This is a genomic window from Leifsonia sp. PARNA 1/14, assembly GCF_055720965.1.
Map to the genome: position 1 here is coordinate 100216 of NZ_JBVQSP010000003.1, position 16217 is coordinate 116432.

13 protein-coding genes are annotated in these 16217 nt (G+C 71.9%); 5 read left to right on the forward strand and 8 right to left on the reverse strand.

Annotation, left to right across the window (positions count from 1 at the left end; translation table 11 throughout):
• Nucleotides 1–12 precede the first annotated feature (12 nt).
• The 3 genes from AC0HS0_RS09965 to AC0HS0_RS09975 all read left to right on the forward strand — a co-directional run bounded on the left by AC0HS0_RS09965 (nt 13) and on the right by AC0HS0_RS09975 (nt 3857).
• Nucleotides 13–1047, forward strand: a complete 1035-nt coding sequence (locus AC0HS0_RS09965) for a LacI family DNA-binding transcriptional regulator (protein WP_472963685.1) — start codon at nt 13–15, stop codon at nt 1045–1047.
• Between the two features lie 80 nt (nt 1048–1127).
• Complete coding sequence (xylA, locus tag AC0HS0_RS09970; protein WP_472963688.1) at nt 1128–2321, forward strand: xylose isomerase; 1194 nt, start codon at nt 1128–1130, stop codon at nt 2319–2321.
• Between the two features lie 120 nt (nt 2322–2441).
• A complete protein-coding gene (locus tag AC0HS0_RS09975; protein ID WP_472964176.1) occupies nt 2442–3857 on the forward strand; it encodes a xylulokinase in 1416 nt (471 codons plus the stop codon).
• A gap of 62 nt (nt 3858–3919) precedes the next feature.
• Here the strand turns inward: AC0HS0_RS09975 and AC0HS0_RS09980 are convergent, their stop codons facing one another.
• On the reverse strand, nt 3920–5017 hold the full coding sequence (locus AC0HS0_RS09980; protein WP_472963690.1) for a glycerate kinase: 1098 nt from the start codon (nt 5015–5017) through the stop codon (nt 3920–3922).
• Between the two features lie 148 nt (nt 5018–5165).
• On the opposite strand from AC0HS0_RS09980, the gene AC0HS0_RS09985 reads away from it, so the two are divergent.
• Nucleotides 5166–6437 (forward strand): MFS transporter, encoded by a 1272-nt coding sequence (locus tag AC0HS0_RS09985; protein WP_472963692.1) that lies wholly within the window; start codon nt 5166–5168, stop codon nt 6435–6437.
• Nucleotides 6438–6476: 39 nt separating this feature from the next.
• On the opposite strand, the gene AC0HS0_RS09990 is transcribed toward AC0HS0_RS09985, so the two are convergent.
• The 6 genes from AC0HS0_RS09990 to AC0HS0_RS10015 all read right to left on the reverse strand — a co-directional run bounded on the left by AC0HS0_RS09990 (nt 6477) and on the right by AC0HS0_RS10015 (nt 14565).
• The gene (locus tag AC0HS0_RS09990) at nt 6477–7865 is read right to left on the reverse strand and encodes an MFS transporter (protein WP_472963694.1); all 1389 of its coding nucleotides are present in this window, start codon (nt 7863–7865) and stop codon (nt 6477–6479) included.
• 125 nt (nt 7866–7990) lie between these two features.
• Nucleotides 7991–8971, reverse strand: a complete 981-nt coding sequence (locus AC0HS0_RS09995) for a LacI family DNA-binding transcriptional regulator (RefSeq protein WP_472964177.1) — start codon at nt 8969–8971, stop codon at nt 7991–7993.
• Nucleotides 8972–9130: 159 nt separating this feature from the next.
• On the reverse strand, nt 9131–10435 hold the full coding sequence (locus AC0HS0_RS10000) for an APC family permease (protein ID WP_472963697.1): 1305 nt from the start codon (nt 10433–10435) through the stop codon (nt 9131–9133).
• Nucleotides 10436–10513: 78 nt separating this feature from the next.
• On the reverse strand, nt 10514–12589 hold the full coding sequence (locus AC0HS0_RS10005; protein ID WP_472963698.1) for a glycosyltransferase family 39 protein: 2076 nt from the start codon (nt 12587–12589) through the stop codon (nt 10514–10516).
• Between the two features lie 3 nt (nt 12590–12592).
• Nucleotides 12593–13861, reverse strand: a complete 1269-nt coding sequence (locus tag AC0HS0_RS10010; RefSeq protein WP_472963700.1) for a bifunctional glycosyltransferase family 2/GtrA family protein — start codon at nt 13859–13861, stop codon at nt 12593–12595.
• A gap of 92 nt (nt 13862–13953) precedes the next feature.
• Complete coding sequence (locus tag AC0HS0_RS10015; RefSeq protein ID WP_472963702.1) at nt 13954–14565, reverse strand: glyoxalase; 612 nt, start codon at nt 14563–14565, stop codon at nt 13954–13956.
• Nucleotides 14566–14739: 174 nt separating this feature from the next.
• Between AC0HS0_RS10015 and trxA the strand changes: the two genes are divergently transcribed.
• Nucleotides 14740–15129, forward strand: coding sequence for a thioredoxin (trxA, locus tag AC0HS0_RS10020; protein WP_472963704.1), 390 nt, complete (start codon nt 14740–14742; stop codon nt 15127–15129).
• Nucleotides 15130–15196: 67 nt separating this feature from the next.
• Here the strand turns inward: trxA and AC0HS0_RS10025 are convergent, their stop codons facing one another.
• Nucleotides 15197–16165, reverse strand: a complete 969-nt coding sequence (locus AC0HS0_RS10025; protein ID WP_472963706.1) for an aldo/keto reductase — start codon at nt 16163–16165, stop codon at nt 15197–15199.
• Nucleotides 16166–16217: the final 52 nt, after the last annotated feature.

Genomic DNA, 16217 nt, shown 5'->3' on the forward strand with positions numbered 1-16217 from the left:
CACAGTGTCCCCATGCCGGAACCGACGTCGCCGCCCTCAGCGGCACACGCACCGGGCCGGCCCACGCTGGAGGCCATCGCCCGCCGTGCGGCGGTCTCGCTCTCCACGGTGTCGAAGGTCCTCAACGGTCGCCCGGGCGTCTCCGCCGAGACCCGCAGGCGCGTGGAGCAGCTGCTGCACGACTCGGGGTACGCCCGCCGCGGGCTCGGTCCCGAGCGCGGCGGCCTGCTCGAGCTCGTCGTCGCCGACCTGACGAGCGAGTGGTCGATCGAGATCATCCGCGGTGTCGAGCGCGTCACCCGCGAGGCGGGACTCGTGCTGGGGCTGAGCGCGCTCGACGACGTGCGGCGCCCGGGTGCCGACTGGATCGCCGGAGTGCTGAGCCGTAAACCGGTCGCGGTGGTGCTCCAGTTCTCCGACCTCACGGCTTCGCATCGGCGGCAGCTGCGCACGCGCAACATCCCCGTGGTCGTCGTCGACCCCGCGGGCGACCCGCCTGCCGACGTCCCCGCCATCGGGGCGACGAACTGGGCCGGCGGCGTCGCCGCTACCCGGCACCTCCTCGGGCTCGGTCACTCCCGGATCGCCGTGATCTCCGGGCCGGCGGACATGATGTGCTCGCGTGCGCGGGTGGCGGGGTACCAGTCGGCGCTGCAGGAGGCCGGCCTCGGCTTCGACCCGGCGATCGCGGCGGCGGGCGACTTCAGCCGCGCCTCCGGCGAGCGGGAGGCCGGGCGTCTGCTCAGCCGGGACGACCGGCCCACCGCGATCGTCTGCGGCAACGACCTGCAGGCCCTCGGGGTGATGGACGCCGCCTTCGCACTCGGACTGGACGTGCCGGGCGACGTCTCGGTGGTGGGGTTCGACGACGTCGCTCCCGCGCTCTGGGCGCGGCCTCCGCTCACGACCATCCGCCAACCCCTGCAGGAGATGGCGGAGGAGGCGGCGCGGCTGGCGCTGCGCCTGCGTGCGGAGGACGTCGAGAACACCCGCCTGGAGTTGGCGACGTCGCTGGTGGTGCGCAGCTCGACCGCCGCACCACGGTAGGTGCCGGTGGCGCGCACGCGCTACTCCTGGTATAAGTTTAGTGAAACAACAAATCACCGACGACGCTGAAGGAACCCTCCATGAGCCTCACCCCCACCCGCGCCGACAAGTTCTCGTTCGGACTGTGGACCATCGGCTACAACGGCACCGACCCGTTCGGCGGCCCGACCCGCCCCCAGCTGGACGTGGTCGAGGCGGTGACCAAGCTTAGCGAGCTCGGCGCCTACGGCCTCACCTTCCACGACGACGACCTCTTCGCGTTCGGCTCGACCGACGCCGAGCGCCAGACGCAGATCGACCGCCTCAAGCAGGTGCTCGCCGACACCGGCGTCATCGTGCCGATGGTCACCACCAACCTGTTCAGCGCGCCCGTCTTCAAGGACGGCGGCTTCACCTCCAACGACCGCGCCGTGCGCCGCTTCGCGCTGCGCAAGGTGCTCCGCAACATCGACCTGGCCGCTGAGCTCGGCGCCAAGACCTTCGTCATGTGGGGCGGCCGCGAGGGCGCCGAGTACGACTCGGCCAAGAACATCCAGGCTGCGCTCGAGCGCTACCGGGAGGCCGTCAACCTGCTCGGCGACTACGTCACCGACAAGGGCTACGACATCCGCTTCGCCATCGAGCCCAAGCCGAACGAGCCGCGCGGCGACATCCTGCTGCCGACGGTGGGCCACGCGCTCGCCTTCATCAACTCGCTCGAGCGCCCCGAGCTCGTGGGCCTCAACCCCGAGGTCGGCCACGAGCAGATGGCGGGCCTGAACTTCGCCGCGGGCATCGCCCAGGCGCTGTACCACGGCAAGCTCTACCACATCGACCTCAACGGCCAGCGCGGCATCAAGTACGACCAGGACCTCGTGTTCGGTCACGGCGACCTCCAGAACGCGTTCGCCCTCGTCGACCTGCTCGAGAACGGCGGCCCCAACGGCGGCCAGGCCTACGACGGCCCGCGGCACTTCGACTACAAGCCGTCGCGCACCGAAGACATCACCGGCGTGTGGGACTCGGCGGCGGCGAACATGCGAACCTACCTGCTGCTCAAGGAGCGCGCGGCCGCGTTCCGCGCCGACCCCGAGGTGCAGGAGGCCCTGGAGGCCGCCCGCGTCACCGAGCTGTCGCAGCCGACCCTGGGCGCCGGCGAGAGCTACGACGACCTGCTGGCCGACCGCAGCGCGTACGAGGACTTCGACGCGAGCGTGTACTTCGGCGGCAAGGGCTTCGGCTTCGTGCGCCTGCAGCAGCTCGCCCTCGAGCACCTCCTGGGCGCCCGCGGCTGATCTCGCTGCCCGTCTCTGCTGTCGAAGGGCACGTTGTTGTCGCTTTCGGCCTCCGAAAGCGACAACGACGTGCCCTTCGGCAGGTGAAAGCACACTGAAGGAGTGAATGTGACGTTGGTCATGGGCGTGGATTCGTCGACGCAGAGCTGCAAGGCGGTCGTCCGCGATCTCGAGTCCGGCGCGCTGGTGCGCTCGGGCCGCGCGGGGCATCCCGACGGCACAGAGGTCGACCCGGCCGCCTGGTGGGCGGCCCTGCAGCAGGCGATCGAATCGGCCGGAGGTCTCGATGACGTCGCGGCGATCTCGATCGCGGGCCAGCAGCACGGCATGGTCGTGCTCGACGCCGACGGCCGCGTGATCCGCGACGCCCTGCTCTGGAACGACACCCGCAGTGCTCAGGCCGCGCGCGACCTGATCGACGAGGTCGGCGCCGACGCCTACGCCGAACGCGTCGGTGTCGTTCCCGTCGCCTCCTTCACCGCCACCAAGCTGCGCTGGCTGCGGGACGCGGAGGCGGCCAACGCCGCCCGCGTGGCCGCCGTCGCCCTGCCGCACGACTGGCTCACCTGGCGCGTGCGCGGCTACGGCCCCGCTGACGAGAGCCCGCTCGGCCCCGACCTGGAGGCGCTGACCACCGACCGTTCCGACGCCAGCGGAACGGCGTACTGGAGCGCCGCCACCGGTGCCTACGACCTCGACCTGTTCGAGCGCGCCCTGGGCCGGCCCGGCCGAGAGGCCGGAACGGCCGGCGACGGCGTCGTCCTGCCGCGCGTGCTCGGTCCCGCCGACTCGGCCGGCCGGACGCCGAGCGGCGTGCTCGTCGGCCCCGGCGCCGGCGACAACGCGGGAGGCGCGCTCGGCCTCGGCGCGACCGAGGGCGACGTCGTCGTCTCGATCGGCACCTCCGGCACCGTCTTCGCGGTCGCTGCGGAGCCGGTCGCCGACGCCAGCGGAACGGTCGCGGGCTTCGCCGACGCGAGCGGCGTCTCCCTGCCGCTCATCGCCACGCTCAACGCCGCGCGCGTGCTCGACTCGATCGCCGGACTGCTCGGCGTAGACCACGACGGTCTCGCGTCCCTCGCCCTGCAGGCCGATCCCGGCGCGGGCGGAGTCGTGCTGATCCCCTACTTCGAGGGCGAGCGCACGCCCAACCTCCCCGACGCGAAGGCCAGCCTCCACGGCCTCACCCTGGCCACGACCCGGCCCGCCAACTTCGCGCGCGCCGCCATCGAGGGGATGCTGTGCGGTCTCGCCGACGGCCTCGACGCAGTGCGGCGGGTGGGCGTGAAGGAGCAGCGCATCCTGCTGATCGGCGGCGCAGCGCAGAACCCCGCCGTCTCCACCATCGCGGCGCAAGTGTTCGACGCGCCGGTCGTCATCCCCTCCCCCGGCGAGTACGTCGCCGACGGCGGTGCGGTGCAGGCGGCGTGGGCCCTCACGGGCGCCCGCCCGGCCTGGGCCGTCGAGTCGGCCGAACCGCTCGCCGTCGACACGCGGCCGGTGATCCGGGAGCAGCGGGCGGCATACCTCCCGTAGCGGCTCACATTTGCGCCGAATGCGGCGTCAGGTGCGCCCTGACGCCGCATTTGCCGCAAATCTCACCACGTCTGGGCCAGGGCGGCGCCGGCGGCGCGTGCCCACCGCTGCGGGTCCGCGATCGCGGTGGCGGAGTCGCCCGCGAGCTCGGAGAGCGACACCGCGCCGGCGAAGCCGCGCGGTCCGGCGTCGATCGAGCCCGCCGCGAGCAGCGCGGGGATGCCGGCCGCGGCGGCGAGGAGGGCGACGTACTGCGGGACCTTGCCCGCCGCCGACTGGGAGTCGTAGCGGCCCTCCCCGGTCACCACGACGTCCGCATCCGCGAGCACATCCGGCAGTCCGAGCGCCTCCCCCACCGCCGCCGCCCCGGGCGCGAGCTCGGCACCCCAGGCGAGCAAGCCGAAACCGGTGCCGCCGGCCGCGCCGGCGCCGGGAGTCCGCGGATCGACCGCGACCCCGGCCTCCCGCACCGCCGACGCGAAGCGGGCGAGCCCCGCCTCCAGCACCGGCACGTCGCCGGTGGAGGCGCCCTTCTGCGGCCCGAACACCGCTGCGGCGCCGTCCGGCCCGAGCAGCGGGCTCGTCACATCGCTCAGGATGCGCGCCCCGGCGGGTGGAAGAGGTCGGAGACCCGCGAGGTCGACACGGGCGAGCTGCGCGAGCCCCCGGTTGCCCGGGACGATCTCCGAGCCCGTCGCACCGAGCAGCCGCGCGCCCAGGGCGCTCAGCATCCCGGCGCCGCCGTCGGTGGAGGCGCTGCCCCCGATCGCGAGCAGCAGACCGGTCGCCCCCGCATCCAGCGCGGCGGCGATCGCCTGGCCGAACCCGATCGTCTGGGCGTCGAACGCCGCGAGCGCGGGCATCAGCGCGATGCCGCTGCACTCCGCCAGCTCGACCACCGCGGTCCCGTCGGGCAGAGCGAGCCAGCTCGCGTCCCGCACGGCGCCGTCGGGGCCGGTCACGGTCACCGCGCGCCGGCGTGAGCCGGGCACGGCCACCTCGAACGCGTCGAGCGTGCCCTCCCCGCCATCCGCCATCGGCGCCGGCACGACTTGATCGTCCGGGCGTACGGAGGCCCAGCCTGCGGCGAGCGCCGTCGCCACCTCGGTCGCGGTCGCCGAGCCTTTGAACGAGTCGGGGGCGAAGACGACGGTGGCCATGCCACTCACCCTGCCACAACCGCGGCCGCAGCACGGGCCTCTGGCGCACGGGACTCTGGCGCACGGGCCTCTGCCGCACGGGCCTCTGGCGCACGGCCCGCGGTCGGACGATGATGTCCGCCATGACGGCATCACGCGGGTCGGCACCATGACCTCCTCCGCACGGCGAGTGCAAGGCGTCTACTTGACGCTGCTGCTCGGCAACACCCTCGCCGCGTCGTTCATCTGGGGCATCAACACGCTGTTCCTCCTCGACGCCGGGCTCACCAACTTCGAGGCGTTCGCCGCGAACGCCTTCTTCACGGCCGGCATGGTGATCTTCGAGATCCCGACCGGCGTCGTCGCCGACACGATCGGGAGGCGCGCCTCCTATCTGCTCGGCACGATCACCCTGTCGTTGTCGACCGCGCTCTACTGGCTGCTCTGGGTGTGGCACGCCCCATTCGTGTGGTGGGCGCTCGCCTCCATGCTCCTCGGGCTCGGCTTCACCTTCTTCTCGGGCGCCGTCGATGCCTGGCTCGTCGACGCCCTCGCCGCGACCGGCTACACGGGGAGCCTGGAGGCGGTCTTCGGCCGCGGGCTCGTCGTGACCGGTGTCGCGATGTTCGCCGGGTCGGTGCTGGGCGGCGTGATCGCGCAGGCGACGAACCTCGGCGTGCCGTTCCTGCTGCGGGCGGCCGTGCTGGTGGTGATGTTCGTCTTCGCGTTCGTGGCGATGCGCGACCTCGGCTTCACTCCCGACAAATCCATGGGACCGCTGAAGGCGACCAGGAACATCCTGACCCAGTCGATCGAGCACGGGATGCGCAAGCGCTCCGTCCGGTACGTCATCCTCTCGGCGCCGTTCGCCTCCGGTGTCGGCATCTACGCGTTCTATGCCCTGCAGCCGTATCTCCTCGAGCTCTACGGCGACCCGAAGGCCTACTCGATAGCCGGGCTGGCGGCGGCCATCCTGTCGCTCGCGCAGGTGGCCGGCGGCCTCATCGCACCCCGGCTGCGGAAGATGTTCGCCAAGCGGACGACGACGGTGATCGGCGCATCCCTGAGCAGCATCGTCGTGCTGGTGCTGCTGGGGCTGACGTCGCTCTTCTGGTTCGCAGTGGTGCTGCTGGTGGTGTGGGGCTTCGTCTACGCCGTCGCCGGGCCGGTGCGGCAGGCGTACCTCAACGACATGATCCCGTCGAAGCAGCGTGCGACGGTGCTGTCGTTCGACTCTCTGTTCGGGAGTCTCGGCGGCGTCGTCATCCAGCCGGCGCTCGGACGGGCGGCCGACCTCTGGGGGTACGGCACCTCGCTCGTCATCGGCGGGGCGATCGAGCTGATCGGGATCCCGTTCCTGCTCGCCAGCCGCCGACAGGGCGATCCCGCCGACACCGCAGGCGTTCGGGACGAGCACGGGGACGCCGCGGTCCCATCCTGACGGACGCAGTGGGCGCCGACGCCGCGCCGGGCGCCCTCCTCAGCGCGCCAGGATGCGCGGCCCGCAGAGCCACACGGCGACGCACAGGAGGCCGTTCACGCCGAACACCCCCGCGAAGGCGGCCGGCGACGCCGCACCGCCGAGCGCCGAGAACGCGATCGCTGTCGCCGCCAGGGCGATGGCGGAGCCGGTCGAGTCGGCGATCGAGAGCGCCGAACTGTTGAAGCCCTGGTCGCTCGGCGTCGAGTACTCGAGGGTGAGGACGCCCAGCCTCGGGTAGAGCACTCCCATGCCGAGCCCCGCGAACGCCCACCCGACGACGACGACGACGACCGGCGACGCCCCGGTCAGTGCCGTGATCAGCAGCGACCCGATCGCGATCGTCAACCCCACGGCGCCGAGCAGAGCGGCGAGACGGTTGCCGATCGCGGGGAACCGGCCCTGCGCCCACGACGCTGCGGCCCAGCTCAGCCCGGCGGCCGTCAGGGCGAGGCCGGCGATCGCCGGGGAGGCGCCGTACTGCGTCACCATCATCAGCGGCACGTAGACCTCGGCCGAGAAGAACGTGCCCGCCACGATCGCGCGCACGAGGATCACGCTCGGCAGCCCGCGACGCGCGAGCAGGACGCCGCGCGGGAGGAGCGGACGCAACGCCGCCACCGCGACCACCGCTGCGACGACGGGCACGATCCACTGCACCGGCCCACGTGCCTCGGCCGCGAGGGTGAGCGCGAGAACCGCCACCGCCACCAGCACGGCCAGGCCGATCCGCGCGAACTCGCGGCCTCCGCCTTCGGGACGCTCGCTCGGGCCGTGGACGCCGCGCATGGCGGGGACGACCATCAGCATCGCCAGGAAGACCAGTGCGACGACGCCGAGGAACACCCACCTCCAGCCCGCGGTCTCGGCGACCGTTCCGGCGATCACCGGGCCGATCAGCGACGGGACGACCCACGCCGCGGCGAAGCCCGCGAAGATGCTCGGGTGGAGGCGCGGCGGATAGACGCGCGCGACGATCACGTAGAGCGCCACGGTCAGCGCCCCGCCGCCCAGCCCGTGGACGAGCCGCCCGGTCACGAAGAGCGGCATCGTCGGCGAGGCCCCGGCGAGCGTGAGGCCGGCGGCGAACAGCACGACCGACGCGTAGAGCACGGTGCGGGGGTTGCCGCGGTCGCACCAGGTGCCCGCGATCACCATCCCGACGACGCCGACGGCGAGCGGCCCGGCGAACGCGAAGGCGTAGAGCGCGGCGCCGTCGAGCTCGTGGCTCACGGCAGGCATGATCGTCGTGACGGCGAGCGCCTCGAACGCGGCCAGGGTGACGAGCAGGCACATGCCGATGCTCACCCAGCGATACCGGGGTGCGAGCACCCCTTCCGGCTTCGAGAGCTGCCCGGCGGCCGTCGTCGATCCCCGGTCGGTGCTCATCTCTCGAGCCTACGGCCTGCGGGTGACGTCGGGGCGGACCTGAGAGCGCCGCGAGGCGGCGGAGAATCCGCCGCCTCGGCGGATTCGGGGCGACTTTGCGCCGTCTCGCGAGTCGGCTACGAGCCTCAGCGCGGGGCCGTGGACGAGCGGACGATCAGCTCAGGGACGAGGCTCACCGGGCCGGGGACCTCGCCGCCCTCGATCTCGGCGACCAGCCGGCCGACACTGCGGCGGCCGAGCTCGGTGAAGTCTTGCAGCACGGTCGTCAGCGGAGGCCAGAAGTGGGCGGCCTCCGGGATGTCGTCGAACCCCACGACGCTCAGATCGTCCGGAACCCGCAGGCCGGCCTCGCGTGCCGCGTGGTAGACGCCGAGCGCCATCTGGTCGTTCGACGCGAAGACCGCGGTCGCTTCGGTGTCGCTCAGGAGCTCGCGTGCGGCGCGGTAGCCGGACTCGGCCGACCAGTCTCCCTCCAGCAACGGAGGAACGGGCAGGCCGGCGGCCTCCAGCTCGCGCGTGTAGCCGGCGACCCTGGCCTGCGATTCGAACCATTCGAGAGGTCCGGTGATGTGGTGGATGGAGCGATGACCGAGCGCGAGCACGTGCGCGGTCGCCGCCCTCGCGCCGGCCTCCTGGTCGACGGTGAGTACGCGCGCGTCGTACTCGGCGCCGCCCTGGAGGGTGACGTACGGCACGACGAGTCCTGCGCCAGAGAGCTGCTCGATCACGAGCTCCTGCGGCGCTATCACGATGATGCCCTCGACGGCCTGGGCGAGCAGGTGGTCGAGGGCCGCGGCGATCCCCTCGGCGTTCAGCTCGGCGAGCTGGGCGACGGCGAGGTAGTACCCGGCGTCGCGGGCGGCGCTCTGCACGGCATTGATGCTCGACACCGGTCCGTAGAGGGCCGCTGCGGTCGTCGAGAGCACTCCGAGGGTGCGCGACCTCGCCGTGACGAGGGCGCGCGCAGCCGGGTTGGGCCGGTAGTGCAGGGCCTCCATCGCGTCGAGCACCCGCTGCCGGGTGGTGTCGCGGATGCTCGGATGGTCGTTGATGACGCGCGAGACCGTCTGGTGCGAGACGCCGGCCAACTGCGCGACGTCGCGCATGCTGGCGGCGCGCACGATCGGGATGGACGCGGTGGTGACGGAGGCGGGAGCGGCCGCGTCCTCCGGCGTCGCAGGCTCGTGGGTCACGGCACCCTCCCCCGCGGTGTCGCATGCGGGCTGGCGCCCGCGGTGCTCCTCCGGGTGAGGAGCGTGCACCCATTATGCGCGACGACGCCTCGTGCGCCGGGCGAACGCTCCGACCAGCACGGCGATCACCGCAATGCCTGCCGGGAACACGAGGTGCCATCCCGCGAGGGCGAGCAGCCCCGCGGCGAACACGCACGACAGTACCGCCATCCACCAGCCGACCGATCGTGTCGGCAGCAGGACGATCGCACTCGCGACTCCGAGCCCGTAGACCGCCGCGGCGATGCTGGTGTGCACGAGGATGAACGGCTGGAGGTCGCCGCTGGCGAGAACGACCACCGAGTACAGCGCCATGACGACCGCAGAGAGCAGCAGCCCGCGCCGGGCCACAGCGCCGTTCTCGGCCCCGCGGCCGAACCAGCGCGGCAGGTCGCCGTCGCGACCCATCGCGGCACCCAGCTTGCTGAAGGCCGCGAGGTAGGCGTTGAACACGCCCGTCACGACGATCGCGGCGATCACCGCGACGACCACGCCGCCACCGGATCCCGTCGCCGCGTCGACCAGATCGAGCAGCGGCACCGCCGACGTGGAGGCCGCGCCGCCCAGCACCGTCACCGTGACCGTCTGGATCGCGAGGTAGGCCACCGAGACGATCACGAGCGCGAGAGCGGTGGCGCGCGGGATGTCTCGGCGCGGGTTGCGGAACTCGCCGCCGATGCCGGCCACGGCCTCCCACCCCGCGAAGGCCCAGATGTACAGGCTCATCGCGAGCCCGACGCCCGACCAGCCGTGCGGGAGGAGCGGCTCGAGGTTCTCGACCCGGCCGTGCGGCGCGGCGGCGGCCAGGACGAAGACGAGCACCGCCACCAGCGCGCCCGACAGCACGAGCTGGACGGAGGCGGCGAACCGCACGCCGAAGGCGGTCACGGCGACCGGGATCACCATGAGCGCGATCGCGATGAGGACGGTCTGCGCGGCGTCGCCCCCGATCACGGCGACGACGTAGCGCGCGGTCATCAGCGCGGCGATCGGAGCGCCGATCGGGGTGCCGAAGAAGAACCAATAGCTCACGATGCGTGCCGACGTGGGGCCGTACGCACGGCGGGCGAAGGTCGCGACACCTCCCGCGTCGGGATGCCGCCGGGCGAGCGCGGCGAAGGTGGCCGCGAGCGGCACCGAGATGAGCGCGAGGGCGGCGACGGCCAGGATGGCGCCCGGCCCCGCGGCAGCCGCCGCGAGTGACGGGAGCACCAGGATGCCGGTGCCGAGCACGGCGGCGACGTAGAGCGCGGTGCCTCCGGCCACTCCGAGGTGGCCGCGATGCTCGACGGACTGCCCCGCCGGCACTCGCGTGGTCGATGGCGCGCTTTCCGTCACCCGATCATCTTGGCGCGGGCCACCGACATCGCGCAGCCCATCCGCTGCCATCCTTCGCTCATCCGCGGACAGCGCGGGCTACTTCGTCAGGTCGTAGAGGGTGACGCCTCCGACGGTGGTCGAGGTGAAGTTCGCCTCCACCCAGGCGGCGATCTGGCTGGAGGCGTTGCTCCCGCCGTTCGACTGACCGACGCCGCCCGCGATGAAGTAGTGGATCTCGCCCTTGGCCACGTACTGCTCGAACTGCGCGAGGGTGGGCGACGGGTCGGAGCCGTTGAACCCGCCGATCGGCATCACGGCCTCCTGCGTCGCGAGCTGGTAGCCCGCGGCGGAGTTGGAGCCGATGGCCGCGGCGACCCAGGTGTACTTCGACGCGTCCGCCTTCAGGAGGGTGCTGAGCTCGGAGCTGACGGTGCTGGAGCCGAGGAGGCCGCCCATCCCGCCCGCGCCGCCCTGCGCGGTGCCGCCGGGGAGGCCGTTGGCGGTGCCCCCGGGCGCACCCTGCGTCCCGCCGAACACGCCCCGACCGCCATTCGGCGCGCCCGCGAAGCCGGGACCTCCACCGGGTCCGCCCATCGCCACGGACACCGTGGGTCCCGCCGTGACGATGGAGCCGTTGTGGCCTGTCGTGATCGTCTGGAGCGTGTAGGCCGTGGGCGCCAGCACGGCCGCGATCAGAGTCACGCCGATGGTCACGGCCGACAGCGCCCGGCTGCGCTGGGGAAGGAGCAGGAGCACGGACGCCGCGACCGCCAGGATCAGCACGACGACCTTGAGCCACGGGAGCCAGTCGGTCGCGCGGTCGAGCAGCACCCACGCCCAGATGCCGGTGCCCAGCATCGTCACGGCCGAGAGGATTCGCACCCACAGCCGGTCGCGTGCGCCCCAGACCGCGGAGGCGCCGATGGCGACCACCCCGGCGAGCGCAGGTGCCAGCGCCACGGTGTAGTAGGCGTGGAAGATGCCGGCCATGAAGCTGAACGCGAGAGCGGTCACGATCAGCCAGCCGCCCCACAGCAGAAGGGTGGCGCGGCGGAGGAGCGTCGCCCGGCGTGCGTCCGTGCCCGCGGCCGTCCTGCCGAGCACGAGTGCGACGACGAACAGCACGAGCGCGGCCGGCAGCAGCCAGGTGATCTGACCGCCGATCTCGTTCTCGAACAGCCGCAGGATGCCGGTGGCGCCCCACATGCCGCCGCCGGTCGCGCCGCCGGCGGTCGCTCCGCCACCACCGGTGACGCTGCCGGTCTCGTTGCCGGTGAGCCGGCCGAGTCCGTTGTAGCCGAAGGTCAGCTCGAGGAAGCTGTCGGTCTGCGAGCCGCCGATGTACGGGCGCATCGACGCCGGCACGAGCTCGACGATCGCGACCCACCATCCGGCCGCCACGACGACCGCGCCGAGCGCGGCGAACAGGTGCCCGAAGCGCTTGGCCCACGAGACGCGCGCCGCGGCGAGGTAGACGCCGGCCAGCACCGGGAGGATGAGGAAGGCCTGCAGCTGCTTGGTGAGGAACCCGAAGCCCACCGCGACGCCCGCCCAGATCACCCAGCGGATGCGGCCCGACTCGATGCCGCGAAGTGTCAGATAGGTCGCGAGCGTCAGCAGCAGCACGAGCAGCGCGTCCGGATTGTCGAACCGGAACATCAGCGCGGCGACCGGCGTCAATGCGAGCACTCCGCCCGCGAGCAGCGCGGTGCGCGCACTGAAGTTGCGGCGCACCGTCAGGTAGACGAGCCACACCGTCGCGACGCCCATGAGCGCCTCCGGCACCAGGATGCTCCACGAGCTGAGCCCGAAGATCCGCACCGAGAGGGCCATGATCCAGAGACTCGCCGGCGGCTTGTCGACCGTGATCGAGTTCGAGGCGTCGCTGGAGCCGTAGAAGAAGGCCTCCCAGTTCACAGACCCCGCCTGCACGGCCGCCGAGTAGAACGAGTTGGCCCAGCCACTGGCGGCGAGATCCCACAGATAGAGGAACGCTGTGACGGCGAGGAGGCCGAGCAGCGCCGGGCGCTCCCAGGCGGCGGCGTCCTCCCGTCCGCGCATCAGACGACGGAGGGCGGAGCCGAGCCGGGAGGTCGGTGGGCTCGCGTCCGGGGAGGCCGCGGGCGCGTTCGCGGGAGGGGCGGTCGGGGTGGATGCGGTGGTGACGGACATGGGTCACTTCTCCGTTTCGGTCGGGGTGAGGACTAGGGCGGCCCGAGTGGACGCCGTGGGGACGGGCACGGCAGGCGTCGACGCCGTCGCCCGGCGCGACGCCCGGAACACCCACAGCCGCAGCAGCACGAACCGCAGCAGGGTCGCGACGAGGTTCGCCGCGGTGAGCACGATCAGCTCGACCCGAGGGGAGACGCCGGGCGCGGCGGCGTGCAGCACCGCGAGCGAGCCGCTGGTCAGCGCCCACGCGATCCCGAACACCAGGAGACCCTGGAACTGGTGCCGGACCATCCCGGAGCGGCCCTGCACACCGAAGGTGAAGCGCCGGTTGGCCCAGGTGTTGGCGACGGCCGTCAACAGCAGGGCCGCGAAGTTCGCGACCTGACCGCCGAGGACACCCGACAGCAGCAGGTACAGCAATGCGTACGCGGCGGTCGAGAGCACGCCCACGATCGCGAACCGCACGACCTGGCCGAAGAAGCTCGGAGGGCTGGGCTGCGCGAACGGGCGGCGACCCAGCTCGGCGTAGACGGCCTCCACGGGGATGCGGCCGCGCGCGATGTTGGTGCCGACCCGCAACATCCCCTTGAGGTCGTCGCGTGCCGTGCGCACGATGTCGACCGAGCTGTGCGGATCGTCGACCCAGTCGACGGGGATCTCGTGGATCCGCAGCCCTGCGCGTTCCGCGAGGATGAGCAGCTCGGTGTCGAAGAACCAGCCGTCGTCCTCCACGAGCGGGAGCAACCGCTGGGCGACGTCGCGGCGGATCGCCTTGAAGCCGCACTGCGCGTCGGAGAACCCGACCGACATCGTGCGGCGCAGCAGGAGGTTGTAGCTGCGGGAGATGAACTCGCGCTTGCCGCCGCGCGTGACGCGCGAGCTCCTCCCGAGCCGGGTGCCGATTGCGAGATCGGAGTGACCGGAGAGGAGCGGCGCGACGAGCGGCGGCAGAGCGGCGAGGTCGGTTGAGAGGTCCTCGTCGAGATAGACGAGCACCTCGGCGGGCGAGGAGCCCCACACCGCTTTCAGGGCGCGACCGCGTCCTTTCAGCGGGAGGTGCACGGCGACGACCCCGCCGAGCTCTGCGGCGAGACCGTCCGCGATGGCGGGCGTCTCGTCGGTGCTGGCGTTGTCGGCGATCGTGATCCGCCAGCTCGCCTGCACCGCGTCGGTCAGGTAGGCGTGCAGCCGGCGGAGGGACGTGTCGAGCGTCGCCTGCTCGTTGTACACGGGCACGACGATGTCGAGCGAGAGGGTCGATGGCTGGGACATGACAGCCACCCTGGCGTCGTTACATTCCTGTGACCTTTCGCGAGGTTATGCCCTGCGAATGCGTCTTCTGAGGGGTTGCTATGGAGCTCCCTTCAGTCGGCTGCGGCCTCCCAGGCGAACCCGTCCGGATCCACGACGTCGTCGGTGCCGCCGCCGATGACGATGCGGTGCGAGCCGTCGCCGTCCTCGGGCACCCCCGCGTCCTTCGCGAGGGCGCGGCGCTTGTAGAGGCCCAGCTGCACCGGGCTGCCCTTCAGGTCGAATTGCACGTACGATCCGAAGCTCTTGCCCACCGGGAGGCCGCGGCCGACGTAGTACTGCTTGCTCGCCTTGACGTCGTCGGCTCCCAGCAGCAGCACGACGGACTCGGGCTCGCGCGTGGCCGGGCCGGTGTCCTTCTTGGCGGAGGTCGCGATCTTCCAGATCGCGCCGTCGGGCGCCTGCACGGTCGCGCCGACACCCCAGAGCGAGGTGGTGACCGGCTTGATGACGGTGGCGCCGGCCGCGACCGCGGAGTCCACGTAGGCGCGCACGTCGGCGGGCTGCGACACCGTGATGGAGACGGTGTAGCCGCGGAAGCCGGAAGTCGGCGCGTCGGAGGCCCGGACGCGCACCCGGTCGCCGAGCCCGAAGGCCTCGGCGTAGAACCGTTCGGCGGCGGAGGCGTCCGCCACCTCGAGGGTGATGTGATCGATGGAGGTCATGGAGATCACGGTAGGAGCCCTGACCTCCGCGGTGCTTCTCCAATCCTGCTCGACTGCCCGTCCCTGTTCGTCCGCTGAGAGCAGGGGAATGCCGAAGGAGGGCGTACCGTTCCACTCAGTGCGGCCCACTGCACCCGACGGCCGCGAGAACCCCTCGACCATTAGGAGACACCCATGGCCACCGTCGAGCTGACCGCGCAGAACATCGAGTCGAAGATCACCGGGAACGACATCGTCTTCGTGGACTTCTGGGCGGAGTGGTGCGGTCCGTGCCGCATGTTCGGCCCCATCTTCGAGAAGGCCTCGCAGGAGCACACCGACGTCGTGTTCGGCAAGGTCGACACCGAGGCGGAGCAGGCCCTCGCGGCCTCCGCCGGCATCACCTCCATCCCGACGCTGATGGCGTTCCGCGACGGCATCCTGGTCTTCTCGCAGCCGGGTGCGCTTCCCGCCCCGACTTTCGAGGACCTCATCGGCCAGGTCAAGGCGCTCGACATGGACGCCGTCCGCGCCTCCATCGCCGAGGCTCAGACCCAGGAGGCCGCCCCGGCCCCCGAGGCCTGACCTCCACCCACACGTGAGTAATCGCGGGAATCCGACTCTGGATTCCCGCGATTACTCACGTCTGGGCTCAATACCCGGTCGGGAGGGTGACCGTGTACGGCTCCTCGAGGGCGCGCACCTCGTCGCCGGTCAGCTCCAGGTGCACGGCGGCGACCGCGTCGGGCAGATGGTGCGGTTTGGTCGCCCCGACGATGGGCGCGTCCACGACCGGGTTGCGCAGCACCCAGGCGAGCGCGATCTGCGCCATGGGCACACCGCGGGCCTCCGCCACCCGCTGCACGGCCTCCGCGATCGGCCGGTCGTGCTCCTCGGTGTACCGCGCCTGCAACGGGTCGGTGTCGCCGCGCAAGGTCTGCTCACCCCACGGACGCGTGAGCCTGCCCTTGGCGAGTGGGCTCCACGGGAGGCTGCCGACACCCTGGTCCGCGAGCAGCGGGAACATCTCGCGCTCCTCCTCGCGCATCATCAGGCTGTACTGGTCCTGCATGGTGACGAACCGCGTCCAGCCGCCGAGGTCGGCCGCGTGCTGGAGCTTCGCGAACTGCCACGCCCACATCGACGAGGCGCCGATGTACCGGGCCTTGCCGGCTTTGACCACGTCGTGGAGGGCTTCCATCGTCTCCTCGACCGGCGTCAGCGGGTCGAAACGGTGGATCTGGTAGAGATCGACGAAGTCTGTCCCGAGACGCTGCAGCGAAGCGTCGATCTGTTCGAGGATCGCGCGGCGCGACAGACCGGCGCCACCGGGCCCGTCGTGCATCCGGAAGTTGAGCTTGGTCGCCAGCACGACGTCCTCGCGGCGCGTGTACTCGCGGACGGCCCGGCCGACGATCTCCTCCGAGCTGCCGTAGCCGTAGATGTTGGCGGTGTCCCAGAAGGTGATCCCGGCCTCCACCGCCTGGCGGAAGATCGGTGCGGCGCCTTCGTCGTCGAGCGCCCACTCGTTGAAGCCGCGGGACGTGTCTCCGAAGCTCATGCAGCCCAGCGCGAGGCGGCTGATCGTGAGGCCGGTCGAGCCCAGTCGGGTGTATTCCATCGTTCGTTCTCCTCTCGTCTTCGACGCTACGCGGCGACGACGCAGACTGGGA